Genomic DNA, 23,711 nt, shown 5'->3' with positions numbered 1-23,711 from the left:
GTGGCCGATTCTCTCCACATCACCGATGTCGGCCCGCGCGACGGTCTGCAGAGCCAGCGCGCGATGGTCGACACCGTCGGCAAGCGCGCGCTGATCGGCGCACTGTTCGACGCCGGGCTGCGGCAGGTCGAGGCCACCAGCTTCGTGTCGCCGCAAGCGGTGCCGCAAATGGCCGATGCGGACGAATTGATGCGCAGCCTCGCGGTGCCCAACGATGCGCGGGTGTCGGTGCTGGTGCCGAACCGGCGCGGCCTGGAACGCGCCGTCGAGGCGGGTGCGCGCGAGATCGCCGTCGTGCTCTCGGCCACCGAGACGATGAACCAGAAGAACATCCGCATGGGCCTCGACGCCGCGCTGCGCACCTGCCGGGAGACGCTGGCCGAGGCATCGCGCGCAGGCCTGCGAACGCGTGCCTATGTGGCGGTGGCATTTGCCTGCCCGTTCGAAGGTGCGACCGCGCCGGCGAAGGTGCTCGAACTGGCGCAGGAAATGCGCGCGGCCGGTGCCGGGGAGATCGTCATCGCGGACACCATCGGCGCGGCCGCGCCGACGGATGTGTCACGCCTGCTCGATGCGCTGCTGCCGCATCTGCCGGTCGAGAGCATCGGCATGCACCTGCACGACACGCGCGGGATGGCACTGGCCGATGCCTGGTGCGCGCTGGCGCTGGGGGTGCGTCGATTCGATGCCAGCATCGGCGGCCTCGGCGGCTGTCCGTTCGCGCCCGGGGCGGCGGGCAACCTGGCAACGGAAGACCTGGCGCTGATGGCGCAGCAATGCGGATTCGAGACCGGCATCGACCTGGACGCCCTGTGCGGAGCGATCGACATCGCGAGCCGGATCGTTGGGTACCAGGTGGGCGGCCACAGCCGGGCCTGGTTGGCGCGCGGGGGCCGCGTGCAGGACGCGCTCAGGTGACGGCGCTGCTCTGCGCCCGCCCCGTCAGTGCCCTCGAAACCCGGTCGGCCCTGGCCTTGAGAAGGTTGCCAAGATCCTTGATCGCGGTCTTGTCCAGCTGTCCGCTGAAGCCGACCGCGCTGATGGCCATGACCGGCAGGTCCTCGCGATCGAGGACCGCCGCCGACACCGTTGTCACACCCTCCACATAGCTGCCGTGGTCGACGGCATAGCCGCGTTTGCGCACCTGCTCCACTTCGGCCAGATAGACCTCGAAGGTCGGGCCCTTCTCCCATCTCAGCTTCTCGAACCTCTCGCGCAACTGATCGGTGTCGAGTCCCGAGTAGGCGGCCATGCAGCGACCCAAGGCAGCGATGTACATCGGCAGGCGCTGGCCAATGGACATGTGGACCCGAATCGTCGCCTCGTTGTCGGCGCGGTCCAGCAGGATGACGCGTTCCCCGCGCGTGCGATGCCAGAGTGTCGCAGTGACCCGGTGGCTGGTGGCGATCTCCTGCAGGATCGGATGGACCATCCTGACATGGGCGGACTGCTCCAAGGCCCCCTTGGCAAGTTCGACCACGCCCAGGCCGATGGTGTAGGTCTTGGTCGAATCGTCGAAATTGACCAGTCCTTCGTGGACCAGCGTCTTGAGCAGGTTGAAGCAGGTGCTGGAGTTCAGTTCCAGGTCGCGCGCGATGCGGGTTACGCCCACGGGTGAATTCGATGCGGCCAGATAGCGCACGACTGCAAGCCCGCTCACGAGGGCTCCGACAGGCTTGTCTGGTGAAATGTCCGAGGGCATCTTGACTCAATGAGAATGAAAACGGTCGCGAGGATGAACGCTCGACAATGGGAAAATGCCTGATCCATGTCCATGGCCTTCGCGGCGCGCCAATCATACTGAGGTTAGGAGAGTTGCTGGACCGGCCCTGGGGCGAGGGTTGTTCGGGGCCTAGAGTGCCTTGACCAGTTCCGGTACAGCCGTGAACAGATCGGCGACCAGGCCGTAGTCGGCCACCGAGAAGATCGGGGCTTCTTCGTCCTTGTTGATCGCCACGATCACCTTGGAGTCCTTCATGCCCGCCAGATGCTGGATCGCGCCCGAGATGCCGCAGGCGATGTACAGCTGCGGGGCGACGATCTTGCCGGTCTGGCCGACCTGCCAGTCGTTCGGGGCGTAGCCCGCGTCCACTGCAGCGCGGCTGGCGCCGAGACCCGCGTTGAGCTTGTCGGCCAGCGGCGCCATCACTTCCTGGAACTTCTCGGCGCTGCCCAGCGCCCGGCCGCCCGAGACGATGATCTTGGCGGCGGTCAGTTCGGGGCGCTCGCTCTTGGTGACTTCGCGGCCGACGAAGCTGGACTTGCCGCTGTCGGCGACGCCGTCCACGGTCTCGATCGCTGCGCTGCCACCGGTAGCCGCTGCCGCATCGAAACCCGTGGTGCGCACGGTCACGACCTTGATCGCATCGCTGCTCTGCACGATCGCAATCGCATTGCCCGCGTAGATCGGCCGCTCGAAGGTGTCGGGGCTGTCGACCTTGGTGATGTCGCTGATCTGGGCGACGTCCAGCAGGGCGGCCACGCGCGGGGCGACGTTCTTGCCGTTGGCGGTCGAGGGGAACAGGATGTGGCTGTAGTTCTTGGCGATCGCGAGCACCTGGGCGGCGACGTTCTCGGCGAGGTTCTCGGCCAGGGACGGGCTGTCGGCGACGATCACCTTGGCCACGCCTGCGACTTGGCTCGCGGCCTTGCCGGCTTCGGCGGCGTTGGCACCGGCCACCAGCACATGGACATCGCCGCTGGCGCAGGCGATCCCGGCGGTCACGGTGTTGAGGGTCGCCGGCTTGAGCGTGGCGTGGTCGTGTTCGGCAATAACAAGTACGGTCATTTTTTGTTCCTCAGAGGACCTTGGCTTCGTTCTTCAGCTTGTCGACGAGAGTTGCCACATCGGGCACCTTGATGCCGGCACCGCGCTTGGGCGGCTCGCTGACCTTCAGGGTCTTCAGGCGCGGCTTGACGTCCACGCCGAGGTCTTCCGGCTTGAACGTGTCCAGCTGCTTCTTCTTGGCCTTCATGATGTTGGGCAAGGTCACATAGCGCGGCTCGTTCAGGCGCAGGTCGGTGGTGATGACGGCCGGCACGGAAAGAGAAATGGTTTCCAGCCCGCCATCGACTTCACGCGTCACGTTGACCTTGTCACCCGCCACTTCGACCTTCGAGGCGAATGTGGCCTGCGGCAGATCGGCCAGGGCCGCCAGCATCTGGCCGGTCTGGTTGGCGTCGTCGTCGATCGCCTGCTTGCCCAGGATGATCAGCCCGGGCTGCTCCTTGTCGACCAGCGCCTTCAGCAGCTTGGCCACGGCCAGCGGCTGCAGCTCTTCGGTGGTATCGACCAGGATGCCGCGGTCGGCGCCGATGGCCATCGCGGTGCGCAGGGTCTCCTGGCACTTCGCGTCGCCGCACGAGACCGCGATGATCTCGGTGGCGGCGCCCTTCTCCTTCAGTCGCACAGCCTCTTCGACGGCGATCTCGTCGAAGGGGTTCATGCTCATCTTCACGTTGGCAATATCGACACCGGTGCCGTCGCTCTTCACGCGCACCTTGACGTTGTAGTCGACGACCCGCTTGACGGGGACAAGAATCTTCATTTCAGGCCTCTCTTTAGTTCTGATGCGCGGTTGGCGAGGACTTCCTGAGGCCTCCATAGGCAGCCCAAGGCGTGGCCACCAGGAAGCCGGCATCGACAGGCAGATTGACGCCGGTAATCGCCGAAGCCCAATCGGAAGACAGGAAGACAGCGGTCTTCGCAATTTCGTCGGCCTTGACGAGTCGTCCCAGGGCCGAACTTCGCTCCAGATCGTCCTGCGACAGGGTGGCGGTAGAGAAGCCCTTGTCGAGCGCCGGCGTCTCGGTAAAGCCGGGAGAGATGCAGTTGACACGGACCCGGCGCGGTCCCCATTCGGCGGCCAGGTTCTCGGTCAGGCTGATGACGCCGGCCTTCGCCGGACCGTAGGAATGCAGCGGTCCGGACGTCATGCCCGCCACCGATGCGATGTTCACGATGGCTCCACGGCCCCGTGCAGCCATGTCGGCGCCGAACAATGCGCAACACAGGTAGGTGCCGCGCAGATCGATGCGAGACACGAAGTCCCACTCCTTGAGCGAGAGCTTCTCAGGCGGAAGCGTGCGCTGCAGAACGCCCGCAGAGTTGACCAGGATGTGGAGGGCTCCATGGCGCTCGCGCATGGCTTGCGCCGCCGCTTGGACCGAGGTTTCGTCGCCCACGTCGATTGCCAGCGCTTCTCCGTTGAGCGATGCGGCGACCTTCTGGGCCAGGTCGAAGTTCAGGTCGGCAACGACCACGTGGGCACCCGACTCTCTCAGCTGCTGCGCACACGCCAAGCCGATGCCGCTGGCACCGCCTGTGACGAGGGCTGTTTGACCGGCCAGTTGCAGGGCAATATTCATGGGAACTCCTGGTGAAGGGGGGACTAAAGGGCCGAAGCGCCCAGCAGGTCGCGGAGGTCTCGCTTGAGCACCTTGCCCGAGGCGTTGCGGGGCAGCTCGGTCCGGATGAAGAGCTTCTTGGGTGTCTTGAAACCGCCGAGGCGGCCGGAGCAGAAGGTCAGGAGCTGAGGCAGGTCCAGGCTCTCTCCGGCCTTGAGCACCACCACGGCGACCACGCATTCGCCCCAGCGCTCGTCCGGCAATCCGATCGCCGCCGCCTCCGCGACCTGGGGCATTTGGTAGAGCACGCGCTCTACCTCGGACGAGGCGATGTTTTCGCCGCCGCTGATGATCATGTCCTTCTTGCGGTCGGTCAGAAACAGGTAGCCCTCGGCATCCAGGTAGCCGACGTCGCCGGTCCGGAACCAGTCGCCGCCATGGAAACTCGCGCGGGTCCTGGCCTCGTCGCGCCAGTAGCCGCACGTGACCTTCGGGCCGCGCAGGCAGATTTCCCCGTCCTCGCCGGCGGGCAAGGGAGTCCCGGTGTCGTCGCAAACGCGGATCTCCACATGCGCCAGCGCCCGGCCCGTGGAGCCGATCTTTTCGATCTCGCGGTCCGGGTCCATCATGGTGTCGCCGGAGCAGGTTTCGGTGAGGCCATAGGCATCGATGTAGCGCGCGTGGCCGAACAGCGAGCCGAAGTCCCGGATCCGTTGCTCGGGCGTGCGTTCCCCGCCGCCGATGACCCACTGCATGCTCGACACGTCATGCGCGGATCGCCGCTCATGAGCGAGCAGGCGACTGAGCATGACGGGCGCCAGCCAAGCGCCGGTGAGACGCTCGCGTGCGATCAGTGACAGGACCGCCTCCTCGGAAAAATCGCGCACCACCGCCAGCATGCCGCCTGTCATCAGGACGGCCAAGCCCGGCAGGTCAAAGGCGCCAACGTGGTACAGGGGCCCCACCACCAGCAGGCGGCTGTGCTCGGTCAGGCCCAGCGCGCTGATGTGGTCCAGGCACTTCCAGTGGTAATTCTGATAACTGTGCATCACGCCCTTCGGGCGATCTGTGGTGCCGGACGTGTACATCAGGCGGAACAGGTCCTCCGGCCGCACGAGGTCGCCCTCCTTGCATGGCGTGGCCGGCCCGAGCCTGCGGCTGTCGGCTTGCGCTTTCGAATTCACATGCAACACCTGGGGGAGCACCCCCGTCGGTAGCGGGAACTCTTCGTCGGCAAGCAGCAGCTTGGCGCCCGCGTGACGCAGGATGAACTCCACCTCTTCCGCACCCAGCCGATAGTTGATGGGCAACAGTACCGCGCCGAGATGGCCGACGGCCAGGGACAGTTCGATGAAGGCGGCGCTGTTCTTCATGAGTAGCGCAACCACGTCGCCCTTCGCGATGCCCTGCGCAGCGAGGAGGGCTGCGGCGTGCTGCACCCGCCGTTCGAGGTCTCCGTAGCCGATGCGCTGCCCGGCGTAGACCAGGGCACATCGTTCCGGCGCGCGTCCGGCCCAGTAGCGGACCGCGTTGTGAAGACTGACCATGGGCGTGCTCCAGGGCGATCAGTAAGAACGCGGCATGCCCAGGTCGTGGTTGGCGATGAAATTCAGCACCATCTCCTCCGACACCGGCGCGAAGCGGAACAAGCGGCAGTCGCGCCACAGGCGTTCGAGGTGGAACTCCTTGGCGTAGCCCATGCCCCCCATCGCCTGCATGGCCTTCTCGGTGACGGTGCTGCAAGCCTGCGCCGCCAGCAGCTTGGCGGCGTTCGCTTCGCTGCCGTAGGGCAGGTTCTGGTCGAAATTGGTCGCGGCCTTGTGGTTGAGCAAGCGGGCGGCCTGAATCTCCGCATAGCCCTGGGCCAACGGAAACTGGATGCCCTGGTAGGAGGAGATGGAGCGATCGCCGAAAACCTTACGGTCGTTGGCGTACTCCACGGCCAGGCGAATCGCGAGCGAGCCCGAGCCCACCAGGCCGGAGGTCGTCACGATGCGCTCGGTGTTGAGCACGTCCAGCAGCTCGCGCCAGCCGCCGTGCAGCGTGCCTATCAATTCGTCCGGCTCCACGCGCACGTCGTCGAAGAACACACTGCTTGAATCGAGTGTGCAGGTGCCGAGCTTGTCGATGGGCGTGTGGGTCAAGCCTTCGCGCTCCACATCGATCATGAACATGGTCAGGCCGTCGGTGCGCGACTTGGAATCGGCCAGCTTCTTGGTGCGCGCAATAACTAGCATCTTCTGTGCCGAGGCCACGCCCGTGATCCACACTTTGCGACCCGAAAGTCGCCAGCCGTCGCCCTCCGCGCGTGCGAAGGTCTTGAGCTCCAAAGTGTTGGTGCCGGCATCAGGCTCCGTGAGCGCCATGCTGCAGTTGATCTCGCCAGAAATGATCTTGGGCAGCACCTCCTGCTTCATCTTCTCGCTACCGAAGCGAGAGATCGAGACGCCGCCGAAGATCGGATTGATCATGAACAGTTGCCCCACCGTGGACCCGCCGCCGGTGGAGGCCAGTGTGTCCACGATCAGTGAGAGCTCGAACATGCCCAGGCCGCTGCCGCCGTAGGCTTCGGGCAGCGCCGCGCCCCCCAGGCCGGCTTCGCAGACGGCAAGCCAGAACTCCTTGGGAAAGGCCTTCTTGGCGTCGTGCTCGCGCCAGTATTCGAGTCCGAATCGCTCGCCCACCTGGCGAGCCGATTCGACCATCATTCGCTGCACGTCATTAAGTTGGAAGTCCATGGTCTGTCGGTCCTAGTTGTTGGGGGGCTTACTCGGGCTTAATGCCGGCGGCCTGGACCACCGACTTCCAGCGCTGGATGTCCTTGAGGAGCCATTGGCGCGCTTGCTCGGGCGTGTCTGCCACCGGCTCCAGGCCCTGTTCACGCAGCCACTCGACCATCTCTTTGGACTTGAGAATGGCGACGAAATGGTTGTTGAGCAGTCGAACGGTTTCGGCGGGCGTCTTGGCAGGCACGTAGATGCCGTACCAGACCGTGGAGTCGAAGCCGGACAGGCCGCCTTCCGCGACCGTAGGCATAGAGGGCCAAAGATCGCTGCGTTTCGCGGTCGTGACTGCGATGGCTCTGACCTTGCCGGATTCGGCGAATTTCTTGGCGGTGGCCAGCGGATCCACGACGAATTGAACGTCGCCTGCCATCAGGGCGGTGAGGGCCGGACCGGCACCCTTGTAGGGCACATGTGTCGCGTCGATGCCTGCCGCGAGCTTGAACTGCTCGCTGGCCAGGTGCACCGAAGTGCCGGCTCCGGGCGTGCCGAAGTTCACGAGCTGGGGATTGGCCTTGGCATAGGCAATCAGCTCGGGCACCGATTTGACAGGTAATTGCGGCGCGACCAGCAGGGCGAAGGGGCCTTGCACGGCGGTGGTGACGGCCGCGAGGTCACGCGTGACGTCGTAAGGGATCTGCCGCTTGAGCGCCGGCTCGGTCCCTATGGCACCGCTGTGCAGCAGGATGGTGGTCCCGTCGGGGTCGGCGCGCACGGTGGCTTCCGTGCCGATGGCGCCACCGGCGCCGGCGCGGTTGTCCACGATGACCGGGCGTCCCAGCTTGTCGCCGAGGGCCTGTGCCAGCTTGCGGCCGAGGATGTCGGACGTGCCACCCGCTGCATAGGGCACGATGATGCGGATCTGCTTGTCGGCGGGCAGATTCTGGGCGGTCGCGCTCAGGCCGGTGGCCAGCATAGCGGCGAAGACGAGCGAGCGTCGGAACATGTTCATGGGTTGTCTCCTCAGGTGGTTGAGCGTTGCTGGCTTCAGGGGGTCAAGGCTTCGATGGCGGCGGCGTCCAGTCCCATTTCACACAGCACTTCGCGGGTGTGCTGACCGATGGAAGGAGGTGGGGCAGGGCTGGGGCTGCCCGCGAGCAGGCCGGGCATGCGCACGGTGGGCAAGGTGCCCATCTCGTTGAGGTCGGTAGGCACGAACAACTCCCGGGCCAGCACCTGGGGGTCGCGCCGGTAGGCGTCGTAGCTGAGAACTTCCTGGTGGATCAGGTCGGCTCGGCGCAGCGCTGGCAGCCAGTGCGCGGAGGGCTGACGCGCGAAGCGCTCGGCCATCATCTGGCGCAGTTCTCCCTGGCGCTCGAAACGGCCCTGGGGCGTCGCGAAGCGGGGTTCCAGCAGTTGGCTTTCAAGGCCGAGGACCGTCATCAGATCGATGACGTGCTGCTCCTTCATCGCCGACATGGCGATGAAGCCGTCGGCCGTTTTGTAGATGCCGATGCCCGCGAAGAGCTCGCCGCTGATTTCGCCTCCGGTCAGTTCGTGCTCGGCGTACTTGTAGCCTTGCACCGCGGTGATGCAGTGCGCCAGGGCCATGTCGATGTATTGGCCCTCGCCCGTGCGCCCACGCTGCAGCAGCGCAGCCACGACGGCGTTGCTGGTGTAGATTCCAGTGATGACGTCGACCAGCGATAGTCGCACTCGCACCGGCGTGACCATGTCGCTGACGCCGAAGGAAAAACCGGTGTAGGCCTGCACCGCCGCATCCGTAGCCGGACGGTCGGTGTAGGGGCCGTCCTGGCCGAAACCCGACACCGAGACGTAGACCAGGCGCGGGTTGATCTCGCGCACCGTGGCGTAGTCCAGCCCGAGCCGCTTCATCACACCGGCCCGGTTGCTTTCCAACATCACGTCGGCTTCGGCAATCATCTGGAGCGCCACCTCACGCGCCTTCTTGTCCTTGAGGTTAAGCATCAGACCGCGCTTGCCCCGGTTGAAGGTGGCGTAGAGCACGCTGGACTTTCCTCGCCGGGCGCCCAGCACGCGCAGCCAGTCGCCTTCGGGCGGCTCGATCTTGAACACCTCGGCACCCATCTCTCCAAGCAGGCAGGCGCCGTGGGGGCCTGCGATGCCCTGGCTGAAATCCAGCACCCGGATGCCCTGGAGTGCATTGCGAAGCGAGTTCATGACGTGTGTGTCTCCTGTGCCTGGTGGTTGCCCTTTCGGGCGTTCAGATATGCAGTGCGCGTCCGTAGGCCGCGAGCACAGATTCGTGCATCGCTTCCGAGATGGTGGGATGGGGAAATACGGTCGCCATCAGTTCGGCTTCGGTGCTCTCCAGTCCCATGGCCACTGCAAAGCCCTGGATCATTTCGGTGGCCTCGGGGCCCGCGATATGCGCGCCGAGCAACTCGCCGGTCCCGCTGTCGAAGAGCGTCTTGACGAAGCCGGCCGCTTCACCCACCGCCACGGCCTTGCCATTGCCTTCCAGCGGGAAGCGGCCGACGCGCAGCGTGCGCCCCTGCGCCTTGGCTTCTTCTTCGCTCATGCCGATGCCGGCCGTCTGCGGGTGGCCGTAGGTGCAGGCCGGGATGGCCGGGTGCGGCGCGGGTCCATTGAGGTGCTGACCGGCGATGCGTTCCGCAACCACCATGCCCTGATGCATGGCCTTGTGCGCCAGCATTGGCAGACCGACGACGTCGCCGATGGCATGAATGCCGGGATGCGTGGTCTCGCCCCAGTCGTTGACCTTGATCAGGCCGCGTTCGACCTTGGCCCGGGTCTTCTCGAGGCCAAGGGTCTCGGTGTTGCCGACCAGCCCGATGGCGACGAGCATGCGCTCGGTCTCCATCGTCTCTTCGCCGCGCGGGCCGCACACGGTCGCGCGCAGGCCCGTTGGCGTTTCTTCCGTGCGCACCAGCGTGCTGCCGGTGAGGAATGCAACGCCGTCGCGCGTCATCGTCTTCTCCACGAAGGCGGAGACGTCGGCGTCGCTCCCGGGCAGCACGCGCGGCTGCGCTTCCAGCACCGTGATACGCGTGCCCAGTGCGGCATAGAAGCTCGCGAACTCCAGGCCGATGGCGCCGGCGCCCACGACCAGCAGGGATGAGGGCAGACGCTGTGCTGACAGCGCGTCTCGGTAGCTCCACACCTTGTTGCTGTCGAAGGGGAGGTCGGGCAGGGCCCGCGCGCGAGCGCCTGTGGCAATGATGGTGTGGCGAGCCTGGAGGGATTGGATGCTGCCGTCCGCCATCGTCACCCGCACCTGTTCCCCCGATGCGAACTGCGCTTCGCCCGCGAAGACCTGTGCCTTGGCTTTCTTGAGCAGGCCGCCGATGCCACCGCTGAGCCGGTTCGCCACGCCGCGCGAGCGCGCGATCATGGCGGCAAGGTCGGTCCGTGGCTCGCTCACCTGGATGCCGTAGTCGGCCGCATGGCGCAAGGTGCGCAGTAGGTCGGCGCCGTGCAGCAGCGCCTTGGTCGGAATGCAGCCCCAATTCAGGCAGATGCCGCCCAAGTGCTCGCGTTCGACCAGCGCAGTCTTCAGTCCCAGTTGCGAGGCACGCAGCGCGGCCACGTAGCCACCGGGACCGCCGCCCAGCACCAGCACATCGAAGTTGTCGGATGGCGTGCTCATCAGGACACCATCAATCCGAGGGGACGAGCAAGGTGCTCCCGAATGCGCTTGAGGAACTCGGCCGCCGAGGCTCCATCGAGCACGCGGTGGTCGGCCGAGAGCACGAGCGTGATCTCGCGCCGCAACCCGGGGGCGCCGGTCGCATCGGGCCGGAACAGCTCGCGCACACTGCCTACGCCCAGAATCATGGCCTGGCCCGGATTGATGATGGAACTCATCGCGGTAACGTCATGCATGCCGGCGTTGGACACGGTGATGGCACCGCCGGCCATGTCGACAGACCCAAGCTTCCCGATGCGGGCGCGCTCGATCAGCGCCTTGGCGCTGCGGGACACTTCCGACACTGGGAGGCGGCCCGCGTCGCGCACCACGGCCACCATCAGGCCTCGCTCGGTGTTCACCGCCATGCCTACGTCAGCCGTGGGGAGGCTGAGGATGCCGTCATCTGTCCACACGCGGTTGGACTGGGGCATGTCAGCCAGCGCGCGGCCCACCGCGGCGACCAGGAAGTCGTTGAGCGTGAGGCGAACGCCGGACTGGGCCGCATTGATCTCACTGCGCAGGGTCAGCAGCGCAGAGACCTCCACCTCGGAGGAGAGGTAGAAGTGCGGGATCTGCTGCTTGGCGGCGACCAGCCGCTGCGCGATCGTGCTCTCGATGGCGGTTGGCTTGCGCAAGGATCCATCGGCTCCCGACGCGGTGGATGCCGCGGCCGCTGGCAATGCTTGCGCGACCGGCACATCGTCGGCGCGGATACGCCCGCGCGGACCGCTGCCGCGCAGGTTTCGCAGGTCGACGCCGCGCTGCTGGGCCAGTCGCCGAGCCAGCGGTGTGGCGACTACGCGCCCGCCAGTGGTGGCTGCAGGGACCGTGGCAGGAGATTTGGCAGGGGCAGGGGCGGGCGCGACAGCGGCAGGCGCTCCCGGTTTCCGCTCGTGCGCATCAGCTGCAGGTGCGGTGGCCGTGTCGTCCCCCGTGCGCGTGTCGTCCCACCAGCCGATGGCGGCGCCGACCGGCACCGTTTCGCCGGGCTGGGCGGTGATCTCCAGCAGCACCCCATCGGCGTCGGCCGGCACTTCCACGGCCGCCTTTTCCGACTCGATGATGAAGATGCTGTCGCCGGCCTTGAAAGCGGTGCCCGGCGCGAGCAGCCATTCCGTCATCACGCCCTCGGCCATGGTCAGGCCCAGCTTGGGCATCAGCAGTTCACGGCGCATCGCTCAACGTCCCGTGAACTGGGGCTTGCGCTTTTCGAGGAAAGCGCTGCAGCCCTCGTGCGCGTCCTGGCTGTCGAGAACCAGGCCGATCATGGCCTGCTCGTGGCCGATGGCCGCGCTCAGGGGCATGTCCGCGCCGTCGCGCAGCGTGCGCTTGAGCAACTTGAGCGTGATGGGTGATTTCTCGGCGATGCGGCGCGCCAGTGTCATGGCTTCGTCCATCAGCGCGGCGCGCGGCACGGTGCGATTGATCAGGCCAATCTGCACCGCTTCTTGTGCCGTGATCTGGTCGCCCGTGAACATCAGCTCCTTGGCCCGGCACAGGGGCACCTGGCGAATGATTCGCTGCGTCCCGCCGGCCCCGGGGAAGAGGCCCAGCGTGATCTCGGGCAGGCCGAGCTTGGCCTCCTCGGCCGCCAGCCGGATGTCCAGCGTGAGCAGCAGTTCCGTGCCGCCGCCGAGCGCCCAGCCATTGATGGCGCCGATGGTGGGCTTGTCGCAGACCTCGAAGCGCCGGAAAACGCGATGAATCACCTCCGCAAATTCCCGGTAGTGCGCCAGGCCCTGCCGGCTGTTGAGGTCCGCGATGTCGCCACCGGCCACGAACGCCTTGTCGCCCGCGCCGGTCAGCACGATGACGCGCACCTGCGGATCCTGCTCGAAACCGGTAAGCGCGGCTTCGAGGGCCAGCAGCGTCTCGACGTTCAGAGCGTTGAGCGTCTTGGGACGGTTGATGGTGATGACGCCCACCGCGTCTTGCACGTGGGTGAGGATCAGATCGTTGGTGGTTTCGGACATGGCGTCTCCTGTTCGTTTCAAAGCGTCTGGCGGACGGCGCGCACGATCGACTCGAGATGGATCGCGTAGCCTTGTTCGAGTGAGGTGGCGAAGGGGGCCGGCATGAACGGGGCGCCAACGCGCAACACGGGGGCATCGAGCTCGTCGAAGCCTTCTTCCATCACCGTAGCCACGATCTCGGCGCCCACGCCGAAGTCGCGAACGGCCTCGTGCGCCACGACCATGCGATGGGTGCGCGACAGCGACTCGAGCACGGTCGCCCGGTCCCAGGGCTGGATCGAGCGCAGGTCGATCACCTCGACCTCGATCCCATCGCCGGCCAGCTGCTGCGCCGCCTGCAGGCTGGTGGCCACGGTCGCCCCGTAGCTCACCACCGTGGCATGTTTACCCGGACGCACGATGCGCGCTTGGCCGATCGCGGCGGATTCGCCTGTGTCCACCAGACCTTTGCGTGCATATAGGCCCTTGTGCTCCACGAAGATCACGGGGTCCGGGTCCTGGATGGATGCGCGCAGCAGCGAATACGCGTCCTGCGGCGCGCTGGGGCAGACCACCTTGAGCCCCGGGATGTGGGCCAGCCAGGCCTCCAGGCACTGCGAGTGTTGCGGGCCGGCGCTCAGGCCACCGCCATGCGGCGTGCGCAGCACCATGGGCACGCTGCCCTGGCCGCCGAACATGAAGCGTGCCTTGGCAGCTTGGTTCACCAGCGCGTCCATCGACAAGGTGATGAAGTCCATGAACATGATCTCCACTACCGGCTTCAGGCCCGTGAGCGCAGCGCCGACGGCGGCTGACACTATGGAGGCTTCGGAGATTGGCGTGTCCCGTACGCGCTCGGCGCCGAAGGCCTCCTGCAGGCCGCGCGTGGCTTTGAAGGAACCACCGGCCGCGCCGATGTCCTCGCCCCAGAGGACCACGCTGTCGTCGGCTTGCATGGCGTCGCGCAGGGCCTCGCTGACGGCCTGCGCATAGCGCATCTCGCTCGGTTGCTTTGGCGTCGCGCTCATCGGCTGTGCTCCGGGGTGTAGACATCGGCCAGGGCCGGTTCGAAGGCGGGGAGGGCGTCCGCGCGGGCCGCGGCCACTGCAGCCTCGACGCGGGCGTCGATTTCGGCGCCTGCGGCTTGCAACTGGGCTTCGGTGCAGCCCAACTCGAGAAGGGCGGCGCGTGCGCGCTGCACGGGGTCGGCTTCGGCGGCCAGGCCCATTTCGGCCGCATCGCGGTACTTCTGGGGATCGCCCTCGTAGTGGCCGCGCACGCGCTGCGTGATGCATTCCAGCACCTGCGGTCCGCTGCCGCTGCGCGCCGCCTCTGCGGCGCGCCGGGAGGCGTCGCTCACGGCTAGCACGTTGTTGCCGTCGACCTTCTGGTAGGCGATGCCGAAAGCGCCCGACAGGGCCTCCAGCTGCGCGGCAAACTGGCGCGAGGTGGGCGAGAACTCGCTCCAGCCGTTGTTCTCGCACACCAGCAGCAGCGGGCATTTCCAGAGGGCGGCCATGTTCAGTGTCTCGTGCAGCACGCCCTCGGCCATGGCGCCGTCACCGAAGAAGGCGACGGCCACCCCTTGGGTGCGACGCACCGCGTGAGCGATGGCGCTGCCCAGCGCGATGGGAATGCCGGCGCCGACGATGCCGTTCGCACCCAGGATGCCCAGGCTCAGATCGGCCACGTGCATGGAACCGCCGCGCCCCTGGCACAGGCCGCCGGCGCGGCCCATGATCTCCTTGAAAAAGCCGTCGAGGTCCATGCCGCGCGCCAGGACGTGGCCGTGCCCGCGGTGATTCGTGGCCAGGGTGTCCTGCGGCTTCAACGCAGACGCGACGCCTGTGGAGATGCCTTCCTGGCCGACGCTCAAGTGGATGAAGCCTGGCACTTCGCTGTCGGCGAACAGGCGGACCAGGGCCAGCTCGGCTTGGCGCACGAGCGTCATGGTCTGCCACAGCGCAAGCAGGCGCTCCTGCTGCGCCGCAGGGGACGGCGCATTTTTTCGGGTGCTCATGGTGTGGCTCCGGTGGCGAGGGGGGCGGCAAGCCGCAGGCTGCCGATCAGTCGGTCGCTGTCGTCCTGTTCGGCGCGGACCCAGACGTCATAGGTCCGGGGATCGTCCGCCCGCAGGCGTCCGCCGGCCACCAGCGTCTCGCCCAGACGCACCGGCTTGACGAAGCGGATGTCCAGGTCGGCGTCGGCAAAGGCCGCTGCCCCCAGGCTTTGTTCAAGCGATTGCCAGATCAGTCCGATGGACATCGTCCCGTGGGCGATGAGCCCGCCCATGGGCGTCTTGGCGGCGAATGCCGGATCCAGATGGATGGGATTGAAGTCCTGTGTCAGATCCGCATAGGACGCGATGAGCGGCGGCTCGACGGTCAGGCGCGCGGACGCGAGCGTCCCGGGTAGTTGGTTCATGGTGTTCTCACTGGGCCCAGATCAGGCTCATCACGGCCGTATAGAGCACGCGCCCGTCCTCGCCAGTGCCCTGGACCTGCAGGTCGACGTACAGCCGCTCGCGCTTGATCTGCTTGTCGATGCAGCGGACCTCGGAGCGAATGGCTTCGCCGGTACGAGGCACGCTGTGCATCTGAAAGCGCTGCCGTGCCTGGATGTTGCCGGGGGGGCGCGGGCTCACTACTGTCAGGTAGGCGCGCATGGCAAGCACCACCGCGAGGCTCGCGCCCTCGGCCATTCCCCCGGCAGCCGTGCGGCCGAAAATACTCTGCCAAGATGTCGCCAATGCGGGTGCGTAGGCTTCGACATGGGCGCCCAGTTCGCGGCCGGGCTCGAAATCGGCGAAGGTGATGGCCTGCGCTTTCATTCGACGACCTCGGCTTGCGGCAGGGTGGAACCGTCGACGGCGCGGTAGCCGATGCACACGGGCTGGCCGATGGACAAGGCCTTGCCGGCGCCATCCTTCACGTTGACCATGAGCCGAAAGCCCTCTTCCATGTCGACGATGGCAATCACGTACGGCACCTCCTCCTTGAAGGCCGGCGTCGGGGCGCGGTGCACCACGGTGAAGCTCAGGATGCGGCCCAGGCCGCGCGAGGTCTGCCATTGCAACTGGTCGTGCTGGCAGGCGGCGCAAAGCGCGCGCGGGATCAATTGCGTCTGACCGCAGCGGGCGCAGCGCTGATAGCGCAGCTCGCCGGCCGCGCAACCGTCCCAGAAGGGACGGGAATCGGCGGTGGGGTTGGGCAAAGGACGGGGCATCTCAATTCACTCCCAGGACCAGCGAGCAATGGGCGGACAGGATCCCGCCGTCGCCATGGACGAATGCGAGCCGGGCATCCTTCACCTGGCGCGCCTCGGCGCGGCCGCGCAGTTGGTGAACGGCTTCCACGGCATGGAACATCCCGCCGGCCGCGCCGGAGTGGCCATAGGACATCAGTCCGCCATGGGTGTTGCAGGGCAGGCGGCCGCCCAGGCCCAGTTCGCCTTGGGCTGCCGCCGCGCCGGCTTCGCCGCGCTGGAAGAAGCCGATCGATTCGAGCTCGACCGCCAGCGTGATGGTGAAGGAGTCGTAGATCTCGGCAACGTCGATGTCAGCCGCCTTGACGCCGGCGCGCTCAAAGGCGGCACGCGACGACGCCTTGCAGCCGAAGTCGGTGAGGCTGGGCGCGGCGACGATGTGCTCATGGGTATGGCCCTGGCCCGCACCGAGGATCTCCACCGGCTTGCCGCGCGTGTCGGCCGCAGCAGCTCGCGAGCTGATCACCAGTGCAGCTCCGCCATCGGAGATCAGGCAGCAGTCCAGCATGTGCAGCGGCGAGGCGATGATCCGGGAGGCCAGCACCTCCTCGACCGTGATGGGTTCTCGCTTGTGGGCCTTGGGGTGGCGCCCGGCGTGGCGGCGGTGCTCGACCGCGATGGCGGCGAGTTGCTCCGACGTCACGCCATACTCGTGCATGTAACGCTGCGCGACCAGGGCGTAGGAGGCCGGCACGCTGATGCCGAACGGCCGCTCGAATTCGGGATGCCCCACCTCCGACAGTGCGGCGACAGCACCATCGCGAGACATGCCGGTGACACGGTTGTCGCCAGTGACCACGAGCACATGCCTGCACTGGCCGCTGGCCACGAGGGCCGCGGCCTGCATCAGCATGATGGCCGCGCTCGCCCCGCCTGCCTGGACGGCGGCGCAGAAGCCGGGGTGAATGCCCAGGTACTCGCAGAATACGGAGGCCAGCATCAGGTGCGGCTGGGTGAAGGAATAGGCGCAGAGCACGCCATCGATGTCTGAGAGCTTGAGGCCCGCGTCGTCCACCGCACCCATGGCGGCCTGCGCGTGCAGGCCCATGCAACTGCTGCCGGGCAATTCGCCCACGGCGGTGTCGAAGGCGCCGGTGATGAAGGCGTTCATCGTCACGGCTTGAAACCCAGGCTGCGCGCGATGATGTTGCGCTGCACTTCGCTGGTGCCTTCGCCGATCACATAGACGAAGGCGTCGCGGTGGATGCGGCCGACCGGGTATTCGCGCATGATCCCGGCCCCGCCGTGGATGCGGATGGCCTGCTCGCTCACGGCCAGGGCGGTCTCGCTGGCAATGAGCTTGATGCGGGCGGCCGTGGCGGCGTCCAGCGTGCCTTCGTCCACTCGCCAGGCGCCGTAGTAGACCATCCATTTGGCCGCCTCGATCTGGGCCGACATGTCGGCCAGCTTGTGCGCAATGGCCTGGTAGTCGCCGATGCGCTTGTTGGCGACGATGCGGTCATTGGCATAGGCCTGCGCCACATCGAAGGCGGCACGGGCCATCCCCAATGCGTTGGCGGCCACGCCCACCCGGTTCTCGCTCAGGCATTCCATGATGACTGGGTAGGTGCCTTCGACTTCACCGAGCAGACAGTTGTCTGGCACGAAGGCGTCCTCGATGTGGATCAGGCCCGTTTCGGACGCGCGGATGCCTTCCTTGCGCAGCTTGTGAATGTCGAACCCCTTGTTGGGCAGGTCCACGATGAACAGGCTGATGGCTTCGGGTGTCAGTTCCGGGCGCGTGCGCGCGGCTACCAGCAGGAAGTCGGCAAAGGGGGCGTTGGTGATGTAGAGCTTGCTGCCGTTGAGCTTCCACCCCCCATCGACCTTCTCGGCCCGCGTCTTGAGCGCCCGCACATTCGAGCCGCCATCGGGTTCGCTCAGGCCGAAACCCGAGATTTTCTCGCCCGTAAGCGCGGGCTTGAAGTAGGTCTCTTTCTGGTGCTCGGTGCCGATCTTCCAGATGGGCCAGATGCCCAGGTGGGTGTGGGCCGACCAACTGGTCGCGAAGGCCTGGCTCATGTAGCTCAGCTCTTCGCGCACGATGCAGTCGGACACCTTGTCCATGCCGCTGCCGCCATCGGTGTCTGGGTAGCGAACCCCGAGCAGACCGAGCTCGCCCCATCGCCTGAAGACGTGCTTCGGGAACACCTCGTTCTCTTCGGCCGCCTCGACAAGCGAGGCCATTTCGTCACGGCACAGCCGACGAATGGTCTCTCGTACCGACTCGTGTTCGTTGGAGAACTGAAAGGAAAGCGACATGGAAGCATCCTGGCAAGAAATTCGCGTGGAAGAATAGTATTCCACAGGAAGAATGATACGGGCGACGGATTGACCCGTCAAGATAAACAGTTGCAAAGTGGGAGTTGTGGCGGCAGCACCGGCGCGTTGCGCGTGCCAACTCGGCCACATGGTCGATGTGCCGGTGGTCCTCCAGGCTCGGCGCACCCTGGCCGGCGAGTAAAGCGCGCGAGTCCTGTCGGAGTCGATCTCAGGCTATGGGCGCGTGTCGGCTTTCGCCGGCGTGGCCCCGCCACCCGAGTGAGTGACCCGTGCGAGGCAGCGGATCCGCACGTGTGCGAGGACGTCAGAAGCTGCTGGATTCGCTGGGGACGGCATTTGTCGCCTGCGGAGTCTCGGACGGTGCGACCTATCGCCGCCCGACGAGGGCTTCAGGCGGCTGAAGATTGCAGCAAGCTACACGTGCGCTGATTGTCGGTGCCGGGGCGCAACGGCGCTGCCAACGCAGAGGGATGAGACGACCAATTGACCGATGTCGCATGTCTTGAATGCACGCTACCAGTGGAGGCGGTGAGCCGCGGCGCGACCATTTGCGTTGACAGCACATTGGAATGATCGCAGCACAGTGCGCCGCCAGGCTAGAGGTGAAGCGGTAGCGGGTTGGTGCGTGGGCGCGCATTGTGCACAGGCGGGGTGCCGCAGCGGTGCGAGAGCTCGACATGGCGCAGGTTCGACATCGATATGGGTTCCTGAGGGCTCTTGTCCGCGCTCCCACCTGCGCGGATGGGCTGGTGCAGCATGGAGCCGAACCCGGCGCAAGCTTTCTTGCGGAGGAGCGCGCGATGACCCGTGGCGATTTCGACCACGGTGGCCCGGAAGAGAGGGTGCCAATCACCCGGCCTACGAAGTGCCCAGGCCGCGTTTTTCCATCAGGTGGATGGATAGGTCTTCGATCAGCGACTCGAGAGTCTGGACGTGCATGACAGCGCCAGCGCATGACTGCGCTGGGAACCGAAGGCAGGAGCATCAGCGCGCGTCCTTTCGAATCCGCGATGGTCCTCGTTCATCATCCGTATGGGAAGACATGCGACCCCCAGGGCTCTCGGCTAGGTCGTCTTCTTGCCCTTCGCTGCTGCGCGGCCCGTCGGAGGCTTTGCGCCCCCATCGTCGCTTCTGCGCGCCTCGAGCTGGCGCAGCGCTGCTGCCGTAGCTGCTTGGCTGTCCCGCAATTGCGCAATCTCCCGCTCGGCCTGCCCCTGCTGGCGCTCCAGCTGCGCGGCCAGGTCGGCGGCCCGCTGCTCTGCCCCGGCGGCGCGCTCGCGCAGTGTCGCAAGTTCGACCTGGCCCTCCTGCTGCTGGCGGGACCACGCGGCGGCGGCATCGCGGTGCGCGGCCTTCTCGGCCTGGAGCGCCTGCTGTGCCGCCTCCTGCGCGGCGCGTGCCGAGTCGAGGTCCACCGCGCGGGCCTTCTGCTCTTTCGCTAGATCCGCGGCAGCCTGGCGCGCGGCCACCCGCTCACGGTCGACGTCGGCCAGAAGCCGGCGCTCATGGGCGACATGGCGCTGCTCGGCCTCCCTGGCATCACGTTGCGCAGCGCCCAGTTCCATCGCCGCCTTCTCCCGCAGCGCTTCCTTGCCGGCCACGGCCTCGTCGAACGCCTTGCGCAGGCGCCGCACCTCGGCTTCGGCGTCACTGAGCAGGCGAGCAGATTCCTGCTGCTGTGTGTGCATCTGGGCCTCCATGGCCGTCACCGCCTGGCGCGAGGACGCCATGGCCTCATCTAGCGCCACCCGGGCCTGCTCGAAGGAGGTCTCTCGCTGGGTGAGCTCCGACTCCTTCTGGGCGAGGGCCTCGCGCTGCAGCTCGATCTCGCGCCGGGCTGCCTCGGTCTTTTGGACCTGGACCTGATCGGCCTCGCGGCGGGCAGTTTCCCAGAACAGCTTGGCGGCCTGGACGATGCCCAGGGGCAGCTGATGCGCCTCGCCGTCGGTCAGGTTGGCTCCGTGGCCATCCAGGCGCTTGCCGAGCGTGGCGAACCAGCGCTCCAGCATGGGGCTCACGGTGTTGGGCGAGCCGCTGCCGATCTTCTGGCGTACGCGCTCGATGGTCGGGCGCAGGCCTTCATGCAGCAGCGCGTCGGCCGCTTCCCAGACCTGGGCCTCCTGAATCCCGCGGCCACCGCGCGGCGGGAAGGTGCTGGCGTTCGAACTGGGGCTTTCCATGGGCTGCTCCGGGGGGCTAAGACCAAGGTGACATAAAGAACCAACATCCGTCTCCTTGGCGTCCCTTCGGGGGCGAGCACGGAAGGTTGAAAAGTTGGCGAATTTTGTTGGCGTTCTTAGATCCCGCTAATCATGTGCAAAGACGGTGCTATTGACTGGTTTCGATAAGTCATTGTTTTGTCGGAAGAATTTCAAATTTTGCGGCGAGGTTCTGGCTGTCGTGGGCCGGCAACAGCGGCAACGGTGTGTTCTGAGTTCTTGCAAGTGCGCCTGCGATGCTCTTGAATCTCGCAAGTGCAGCCATGACCAGCGATTCCGAGCCCTCTGAACGTGCCGCCCAGATCGCGCGGGTGTTGCGCCCGCTTGGCCGAAAGGCCATGTCGATGAAACAGGCGCAAAGCGCTGGCAAGTTGCTTGGCCTGCACTGGACCAGCGTATATCGACTACGCAAACGATTTCTGGAGGATCCGGTTGCGACATCAGTCTCGGCCAAAGCACCGGGGCCCGAAGTCGGTGCTAGAAGATTGGATCCCGAGGTGGAGGAGGTCATCCGCGACACCCTGACCCGATGGCTGCCCCGACAGCGAGACCTTGCTCATCCGCAGCTGGACCTCACGCTTCAGATTCGGGCGCGCTGCTCTCGTGCTGGCCTGACGTCGCCATCGCGCAGTACGGTGGCGCGCCGTTGGACACAGCATCGGGAAGCGGAAGCGGCACGGTTGGCCAATGCGCCGGGCGCGCAGAACCCGCCCGGTCACCTGGTTGCCGAAGACCCCATGGAACTGATCCAGATCGACCACACCCAGTCCGACCTGGTTGTGGTGGACGAGCATTGGCGCAAACCGATCGGCCGTCCGTGGATCACGGTGGCGATTGATATTGCCACTCGTTGTGTCGTCGGGGTCTATATCGCCATGGAGCGGCCGAGTGCTGCCACGGTCGCATTGTTGCTGACCCGAGTGGCGTTGCCGAAGGCGGCTTGGCTGGCCAGCATTGGCGTCGAGACGAACTGGCCAATGCATGGGCTGCCCAAGGCATTGCACCTGGACAACGCCGCCGAGTTCAGGAGCAGGGCGCTTCGTACCGGCTGCGCTCAGTACGGGATCGATCTGGTCTATCGTCCGATAGGGCGACCTCACTTCGGCGGACACGTCGAGCGCTTGAACAGAACGTTGATGGAGCGCCTGCGAGGCTTACCCGGCGCTACGGGTGGTTCGACCGACGGCCGCAAGGAGAGAAGATCCGAAGAGCGGGCGGCACTCACACTGGCGGAGTACGAGCGATGGATGGTTCTGGAGATTGCACAGCGCTACCACCACAGTGCGCATCGGGGCCTTCAGGACGCCACACCTGCGGGAGTCTGGCAGACCCTCGCCAGCACATCGCCGCCGCGGCAGTTGCCGGCCGACCCTGATAAGGCGTTGCGATTTGTCGTGCAGTTCCTTCCCTTCAAATTGAGGACCATCCAGCGTGATGGCTTGACCGTTTTCCATATCCGATACTGGCACCCCGTGTTCGCGGCATGGCGCGAGACGCGGAAAGAGGTCATCGTGCGTTATCACCCGGAGGATCTCTCGCGGGTTTTCGTCACCACTGACAAGAAGACCTACTTCGAGGCGCGCTGCGCCGACTGGCTACTATTGGATCACCGGCAGGGTGGACGATGTCGTCAACGTCTCGGGGCATCGAATCGGAACGGTGGAGATCGAGGCCGCCTTGACGGCGCACCCCGACGTCGTGGAGGCGGCCGTCGTGGGCCTTCCCCATGCGATCAAGGGTGAGGGCCTCTACGCGTTCGTCACGCTCCACGCGGAGGTCCAGCCAAGTGACGAGCTGCGCGAGACCCTCATCCAGTGGGTGCGCGGCCGCATCGGCCCGTTCGCTACGCTCGACGCGATCCAGTGGGCGCCCGCGCTGCCTAAGACCCGCTCCGGGAAGATCCTGCGGCGGCTGCTGCGCGGCATCGCCGCGAACGAAGCTTCGGACCTGGGCGACGTCTCGACATTGGCGGATGCCGCTGTCCTGGAGGCGCTGATCGTAGGACGCCGCGATGCGGAAGCTCGACTCGGTGAAAGCGCCCCATGCTGACCACCCTGCTCACGCGCTTGTCCGGGCCCGCACTGCCGGCGAAGGTTCTGAGGCACCGCGGTGATCGACAACCCGTGAGCGTCAAGCGAGCCCGCGAGCCGGCCTCCCCCGACGACGGCATGCGCGTGCTCGTCGATCGTCTGTGGCCCCGGGGTGTGTCGCGGGAGGCCTTGATCATCGACCTGTGGCTCGAGGACATCGCGCCGAGTCCGCATCTGCGCCAGTGGTATGCCCACGACCCTGACAGGAAGGATGAGTTTGCCCGCAAGTACTGTGAGGAGCTGTCGGTCCATCAGGATCCTCTGCTTCTGCTCGACGACCTTCGCATGCGCGGCGGGCTGACGCTGCTTTGCGATGCGAGCGACACCGCACTCAGCCACGGCATCGTCCTGAAAGACGTGTTGATCGAAGGGCGCTTCCTGCGCCCAGACCCAGAAAGGAAAGCGACCATGAAAGCCAGCGACATCATGACCTCAGCGGTCATTACCGTGACACCGGAGACCAGCCTGCACGACATCGTCGAGATCCTGCTCGCGCACCGCATCAGCGGCGTGCTGGTGATGGAGGACGACAAGGTCGTCGGTGTAGTCGGCGACGGCGATCTTCTGCACCGCCACGAGATCGGGACGGACCACTGGGGAGACTATCGGACATGGTGGCAACGGCTCACGCATCTCGACCCCGCTCCCGCCGCCTATGTCCGGGCCAACGGCGGGCGCGCCAGGGATGTCATGAGCAGCGATTTCGTTTCCGTCTCGGTGAACGCGCCGCTTTCGCAGATCGCGGTGATCTTCGAGGCGCGCAACATTCGGCGCATTCCCGTGCTCGAACGCGGAGAACTGAAGGGCTTGGTCACGCGCGCTGACCTGATGCGCGCGCTGGCCGCGAGCGACGGCTTTTCCGCCACACCTGCGCCACCGGGCATGGACGATGAATCGATACGGAAGAACTTGCTGGCGGAGCTGAGCAGGCAGTCCTGGTGGTCGGGGACCTGGTCGAATGTCTTCGTCAATAACGGCATCGTCAGTTACGTGGGGGTCGTGCAGCGGGCCGCCGACCGCGATGCCGCGCGCATCGCCGCCGAGAACATTCCGGGCGTATGCGGCGTGGAAGACCGGCGATTGCAGTACGGCGAATGGCAGCCCATGTTTTGACCGCCGGGCACGGCCTCAATCAACGT

General features: G+C 66.2%; 24 protein-coding genes. 4 read left to right on the top strand and 20 right to left on the bottom strand.

The features are described 5' to 3' along the window. Complete coding sequence (locus QZH52_RS36015; RefSeq protein WP_301816100.1) at window positions 1–918, top strand: hydroxymethylglutaryl-CoA lyase; 918 nt, start codon at window positions 1–3, stop codon at window positions 916–918. On the opposite strand, the gene QZH52_RS36010 is transcribed toward QZH52_RS36015, so the two are convergent. The 20 genes from QZH52_RS36010 to QZH52_RS35915 all read right to left on the bottom strand — a co-directional run bounded on the left by QZH52_RS36010 (window position 911) and on the right by QZH52_RS35915 (window position 20,747). Then, a complete protein-coding gene (locus QZH52_RS36010) occupies window positions 911–1,702 on the bottom strand; it encodes an IclR family transcriptional regulator (RefSeq protein WP_301816099.1) in 792 nt (263 codons plus the stop codon). The two genes, QZH52_RS36015 and QZH52_RS36010, sit on opposite strands and share 8 nt — an antisense overlap. Before the next feature lie 150 nt (window positions 1,703–1,852). Further along, window positions 1,853–2,788, bottom strand: coding sequence for an electron transfer flavoprotein subunit alpha/FixB family protein (locus QZH52_RS36005; protein ID WP_301816098.1), 936 nt, complete (start codon window positions 2,786–2,788; stop codon window positions 1,853–1,855). A gap of 10 nt (window positions 2,789–2,798) precedes the next feature. Continuing rightward, a complete protein-coding gene (locus QZH52_RS36000) occupies window positions 2,799–3,548 on the bottom strand; it encodes an electron transfer flavoprotein subunit beta/FixA family protein (RefSeq protein WP_301816097.1) in 750 nt (249 codons plus the stop codon). 13 nt (window positions 3,549–3,561) lie between these two features. Beyond that, window positions 3,562–4,368 (bottom strand): SDR family NAD(P)-dependent oxidoreductase, encoded by an 807-nt coding sequence (locus QZH52_RS35995; protein WP_301816096.1) that lies wholly within the window; start codon window positions 4,366–4,368, stop codon window positions 3,562–3,564. Between the two features lie 23 nt (window positions 4,369–4,391). Continuing rightward, window positions 4,392–5,894: an AMP-binding protein gene (locus tag QZH52_RS35990; protein ID WP_301816095.1), complete on the bottom strand. Its 1,503-nt coding sequence runs from the start codon at window positions 5,892–5,894 to the stop codon at window positions 4,392–4,394. An 18-nt stretch (window positions 5,895–5,912) separates the two neighbouring features. After that, complete coding sequence (locus QZH52_RS35985; RefSeq protein ID WP_301816094.1) at window positions 5,913–7,085, bottom strand: acyl-CoA dehydrogenase family protein; 1,173 nt, start codon at window positions 7,083–7,085, stop codon at window positions 5,913–5,915. Window positions 7,086–7,113: 28 nt separating this feature from the next. Continuing rightward, on the bottom strand, window positions 7,114–8,076 hold the full coding sequence (locus QZH52_RS35980) for a Bug family tripartite tricarboxylate transporter substrate binding protein (RefSeq protein WP_301816093.1): 963 nt from the start codon (window positions 8,074–8,076) through the stop codon (window positions 7,114–7,116). Between the two features lie 41 nt (window positions 8,077–8,117). Next, window positions 8,118–9,272: a CaiB/BaiF CoA transferase family protein gene (locus QZH52_RS35975; RefSeq protein WP_301816092.1), complete on the bottom strand. Its 1,155-nt coding sequence runs from the start codon at window positions 9,270–9,272 to the stop codon at window positions 8,118–8,120. A gap of 43 nt (window positions 9,273–9,315) precedes the next feature. Next, window positions 9,316–10,722: a dihydrolipoyl dehydrogenase gene (gene lpdA / locus QZH52_RS35970; RefSeq protein ID WP_301816091.1), complete on the bottom strand. Its 1,407-nt coding sequence runs from the start codon at window positions 10,720–10,722 to the stop codon at window positions 9,316–9,318. Continuing rightward, on the bottom strand, window positions 10,722–11,939 hold the full coding sequence (locus QZH52_RS35965; RefSeq protein ID WP_301816090.1) for a dihydrolipoamide acetyltransferase family protein: 1,218 nt from the start codon (window positions 11,937–11,939) through the stop codon (window positions 10,722–10,724). The genes lpdA and QZH52_RS35965 overlap by 1 nt, the downstream gene beginning before the upstream one ends. 3 nt (window positions 11,940–11,942) lie before the next feature. Further along, window positions 11,943–12,737 carry an enoyl-CoA hydratase/isomerase family protein gene (locus tag QZH52_RS35960; protein WP_301816089.1) on the bottom strand — a complete coding sequence of 265 codons (795 nt, stop codon included), beginning with the start codon at window positions 12,735–12,737 and terminating at the stop codon, window positions 11,943–11,945. Between the two features lie 17 nt (window positions 12,738–12,754). After that, window positions 12,755–13,744: an alpha-ketoacid dehydrogenase subunit beta gene (locus QZH52_RS35955; protein WP_301816088.1), complete on the bottom strand. Its 990-nt coding sequence runs from the start codon at window positions 13,742–13,744 to the stop codon at window positions 12,755–12,757. Beyond that, complete coding sequence (locus QZH52_RS35950) at window positions 13,741–14,736, bottom strand: thiamine pyrophosphate-dependent dehydrogenase E1 component subunit alpha (RefSeq protein ID WP_301816087.1); 996 nt, start codon at window positions 14,734–14,736, stop codon at window positions 13,741–13,743. The genes QZH52_RS35955 and QZH52_RS35950 overlap by 4 nt, the downstream gene beginning before the upstream one ends. Continuing rightward, complete coding sequence (locus QZH52_RS35945) at window positions 14,733–15,140, bottom strand: MaoC family dehydratase (RefSeq protein ID WP_301816086.1); 408 nt, start codon at window positions 15,138–15,140, stop codon at window positions 14,733–14,735. The genes QZH52_RS35950 and QZH52_RS35945 overlap by 4 nt, the downstream gene beginning before the upstream one ends. A 7-nt stretch (window positions 15,141–15,147) precedes the next feature. Then, window positions 15,148–15,546, bottom strand: coding sequence for a hypothetical protein (locus QZH52_RS35940; RefSeq protein WP_301816085.1), 399 nt, complete (start codon window positions 15,544–15,546; stop codon window positions 15,148–15,150). Further along, window positions 15,543–15,941 carry a Zn-ribbon domain-containing OB-fold protein gene (locus QZH52_RS35935; protein ID WP_301816084.1) on the bottom strand — a complete coding sequence of 133 codons (399 nt, stop codon included), beginning with the start codon at window positions 15,939–15,941 and terminating at the stop codon, window positions 15,543–15,545. The genes QZH52_RS35940 and QZH52_RS35935 overlap by 4 nt, the downstream gene beginning before the upstream one ends. 1 nt (window position 15,942) lies before the next feature. Beyond that, window positions 15,943–17,097 (bottom strand): thiolase family protein, encoded by a 1,155-nt coding sequence (locus QZH52_RS35930; protein WP_301816083.1) that lies wholly within the window; start codon window positions 17,095–17,097, stop codon window positions 15,943–15,945. Beyond that, window positions 17,094–18,242, bottom strand: coding sequence for an acyl-CoA dehydrogenase family protein (locus QZH52_RS35925; protein ID WP_301816082.1), 1,149 nt, complete (start codon window positions 18,240–18,242; stop codon window positions 17,094–17,096). Before QZH52_RS35925 ends, QZH52_RS35930 begins: the two co-directional genes overlap by 4 nt. Before the next feature lie 1,085 nt (window positions 18,243–19,327). Then, complete coding sequence (locus tag QZH52_RS35920; protein WP_301816081.1) at window positions 19,328–20,443, bottom strand: DNA-binding protein; 1,116 nt, start codon at window positions 20,441–20,443, stop codon at window positions 19,328–19,330. Window positions 20,444–20,612: 169 nt separating this feature from the next. Beyond that, complete coding sequence (locus QZH52_RS35915) at window positions 20,613–20,747, bottom strand: hypothetical protein (protein WP_301816080.1); 135 nt, start codon at window positions 20,745–20,747, stop codon at window positions 20,613–20,615. Here QZH52_RS35915 and QZH52_RS35910 point away from each other — a divergent pair. The 3 genes from QZH52_RS35910 to QZH52_RS35900 are packed head-to-tail and all read left to right on the top strand — an operon-like array spanning window position 20,746 to window position 23,685. Further along, complete coding sequence (locus tag QZH52_RS35910) at window positions 20,746–22,224, top strand: TnsB C-terminal domain-containing protein (protein ID WP_301816079.1); 1,479 nt, start codon at window positions 20,746–20,748, stop codon at window positions 22,222–22,224. The genes QZH52_RS35915 and QZH52_RS35910 overlap by 2 nt on opposite strands. Further along, window positions 22,160–22,531, top strand: a complete 372-nt coding sequence (locus QZH52_RS35905) for an AMP-binding enzyme (RefSeq protein ID WP_301816078.1) — start codon at window positions 22,160–22,162, stop codon at window positions 22,529–22,531. The genes QZH52_RS35910 and QZH52_RS35905 overlap by 65 nt, the downstream gene beginning before the upstream one ends. Continuing rightward, on the top strand, window positions 22,525–23,685 hold the full coding sequence (locus QZH52_RS35900) for a DUF488 family protein, N3 subclade (RefSeq protein WP_301816077.1): 1,161 nt from the start codon (window positions 22,525–22,527) through the stop codon (window positions 23,683–23,685). Before QZH52_RS35905 ends, QZH52_RS35900 begins: the two co-directional genes overlap by 7 nt. The last annotated feature ends 26 nt before the right edge of the window (window positions 23,686–23,711 follow it).

The sequence above is a fragment of the Variovorax ginsengisoli genome (assembly GCF_030486595.1).
Lineage (GTDB): Bacteria > Pseudomonadota > Gammaproteobacteria > Burkholderiales > Burkholderiaceae_C > Variovorax > Variovorax ginsengisoli_B.
The sequence above is the reverse complement of the archived record's forward strand: the minus strand, read 5'-3'. Positions and strand labels throughout refer to the sequence as shown.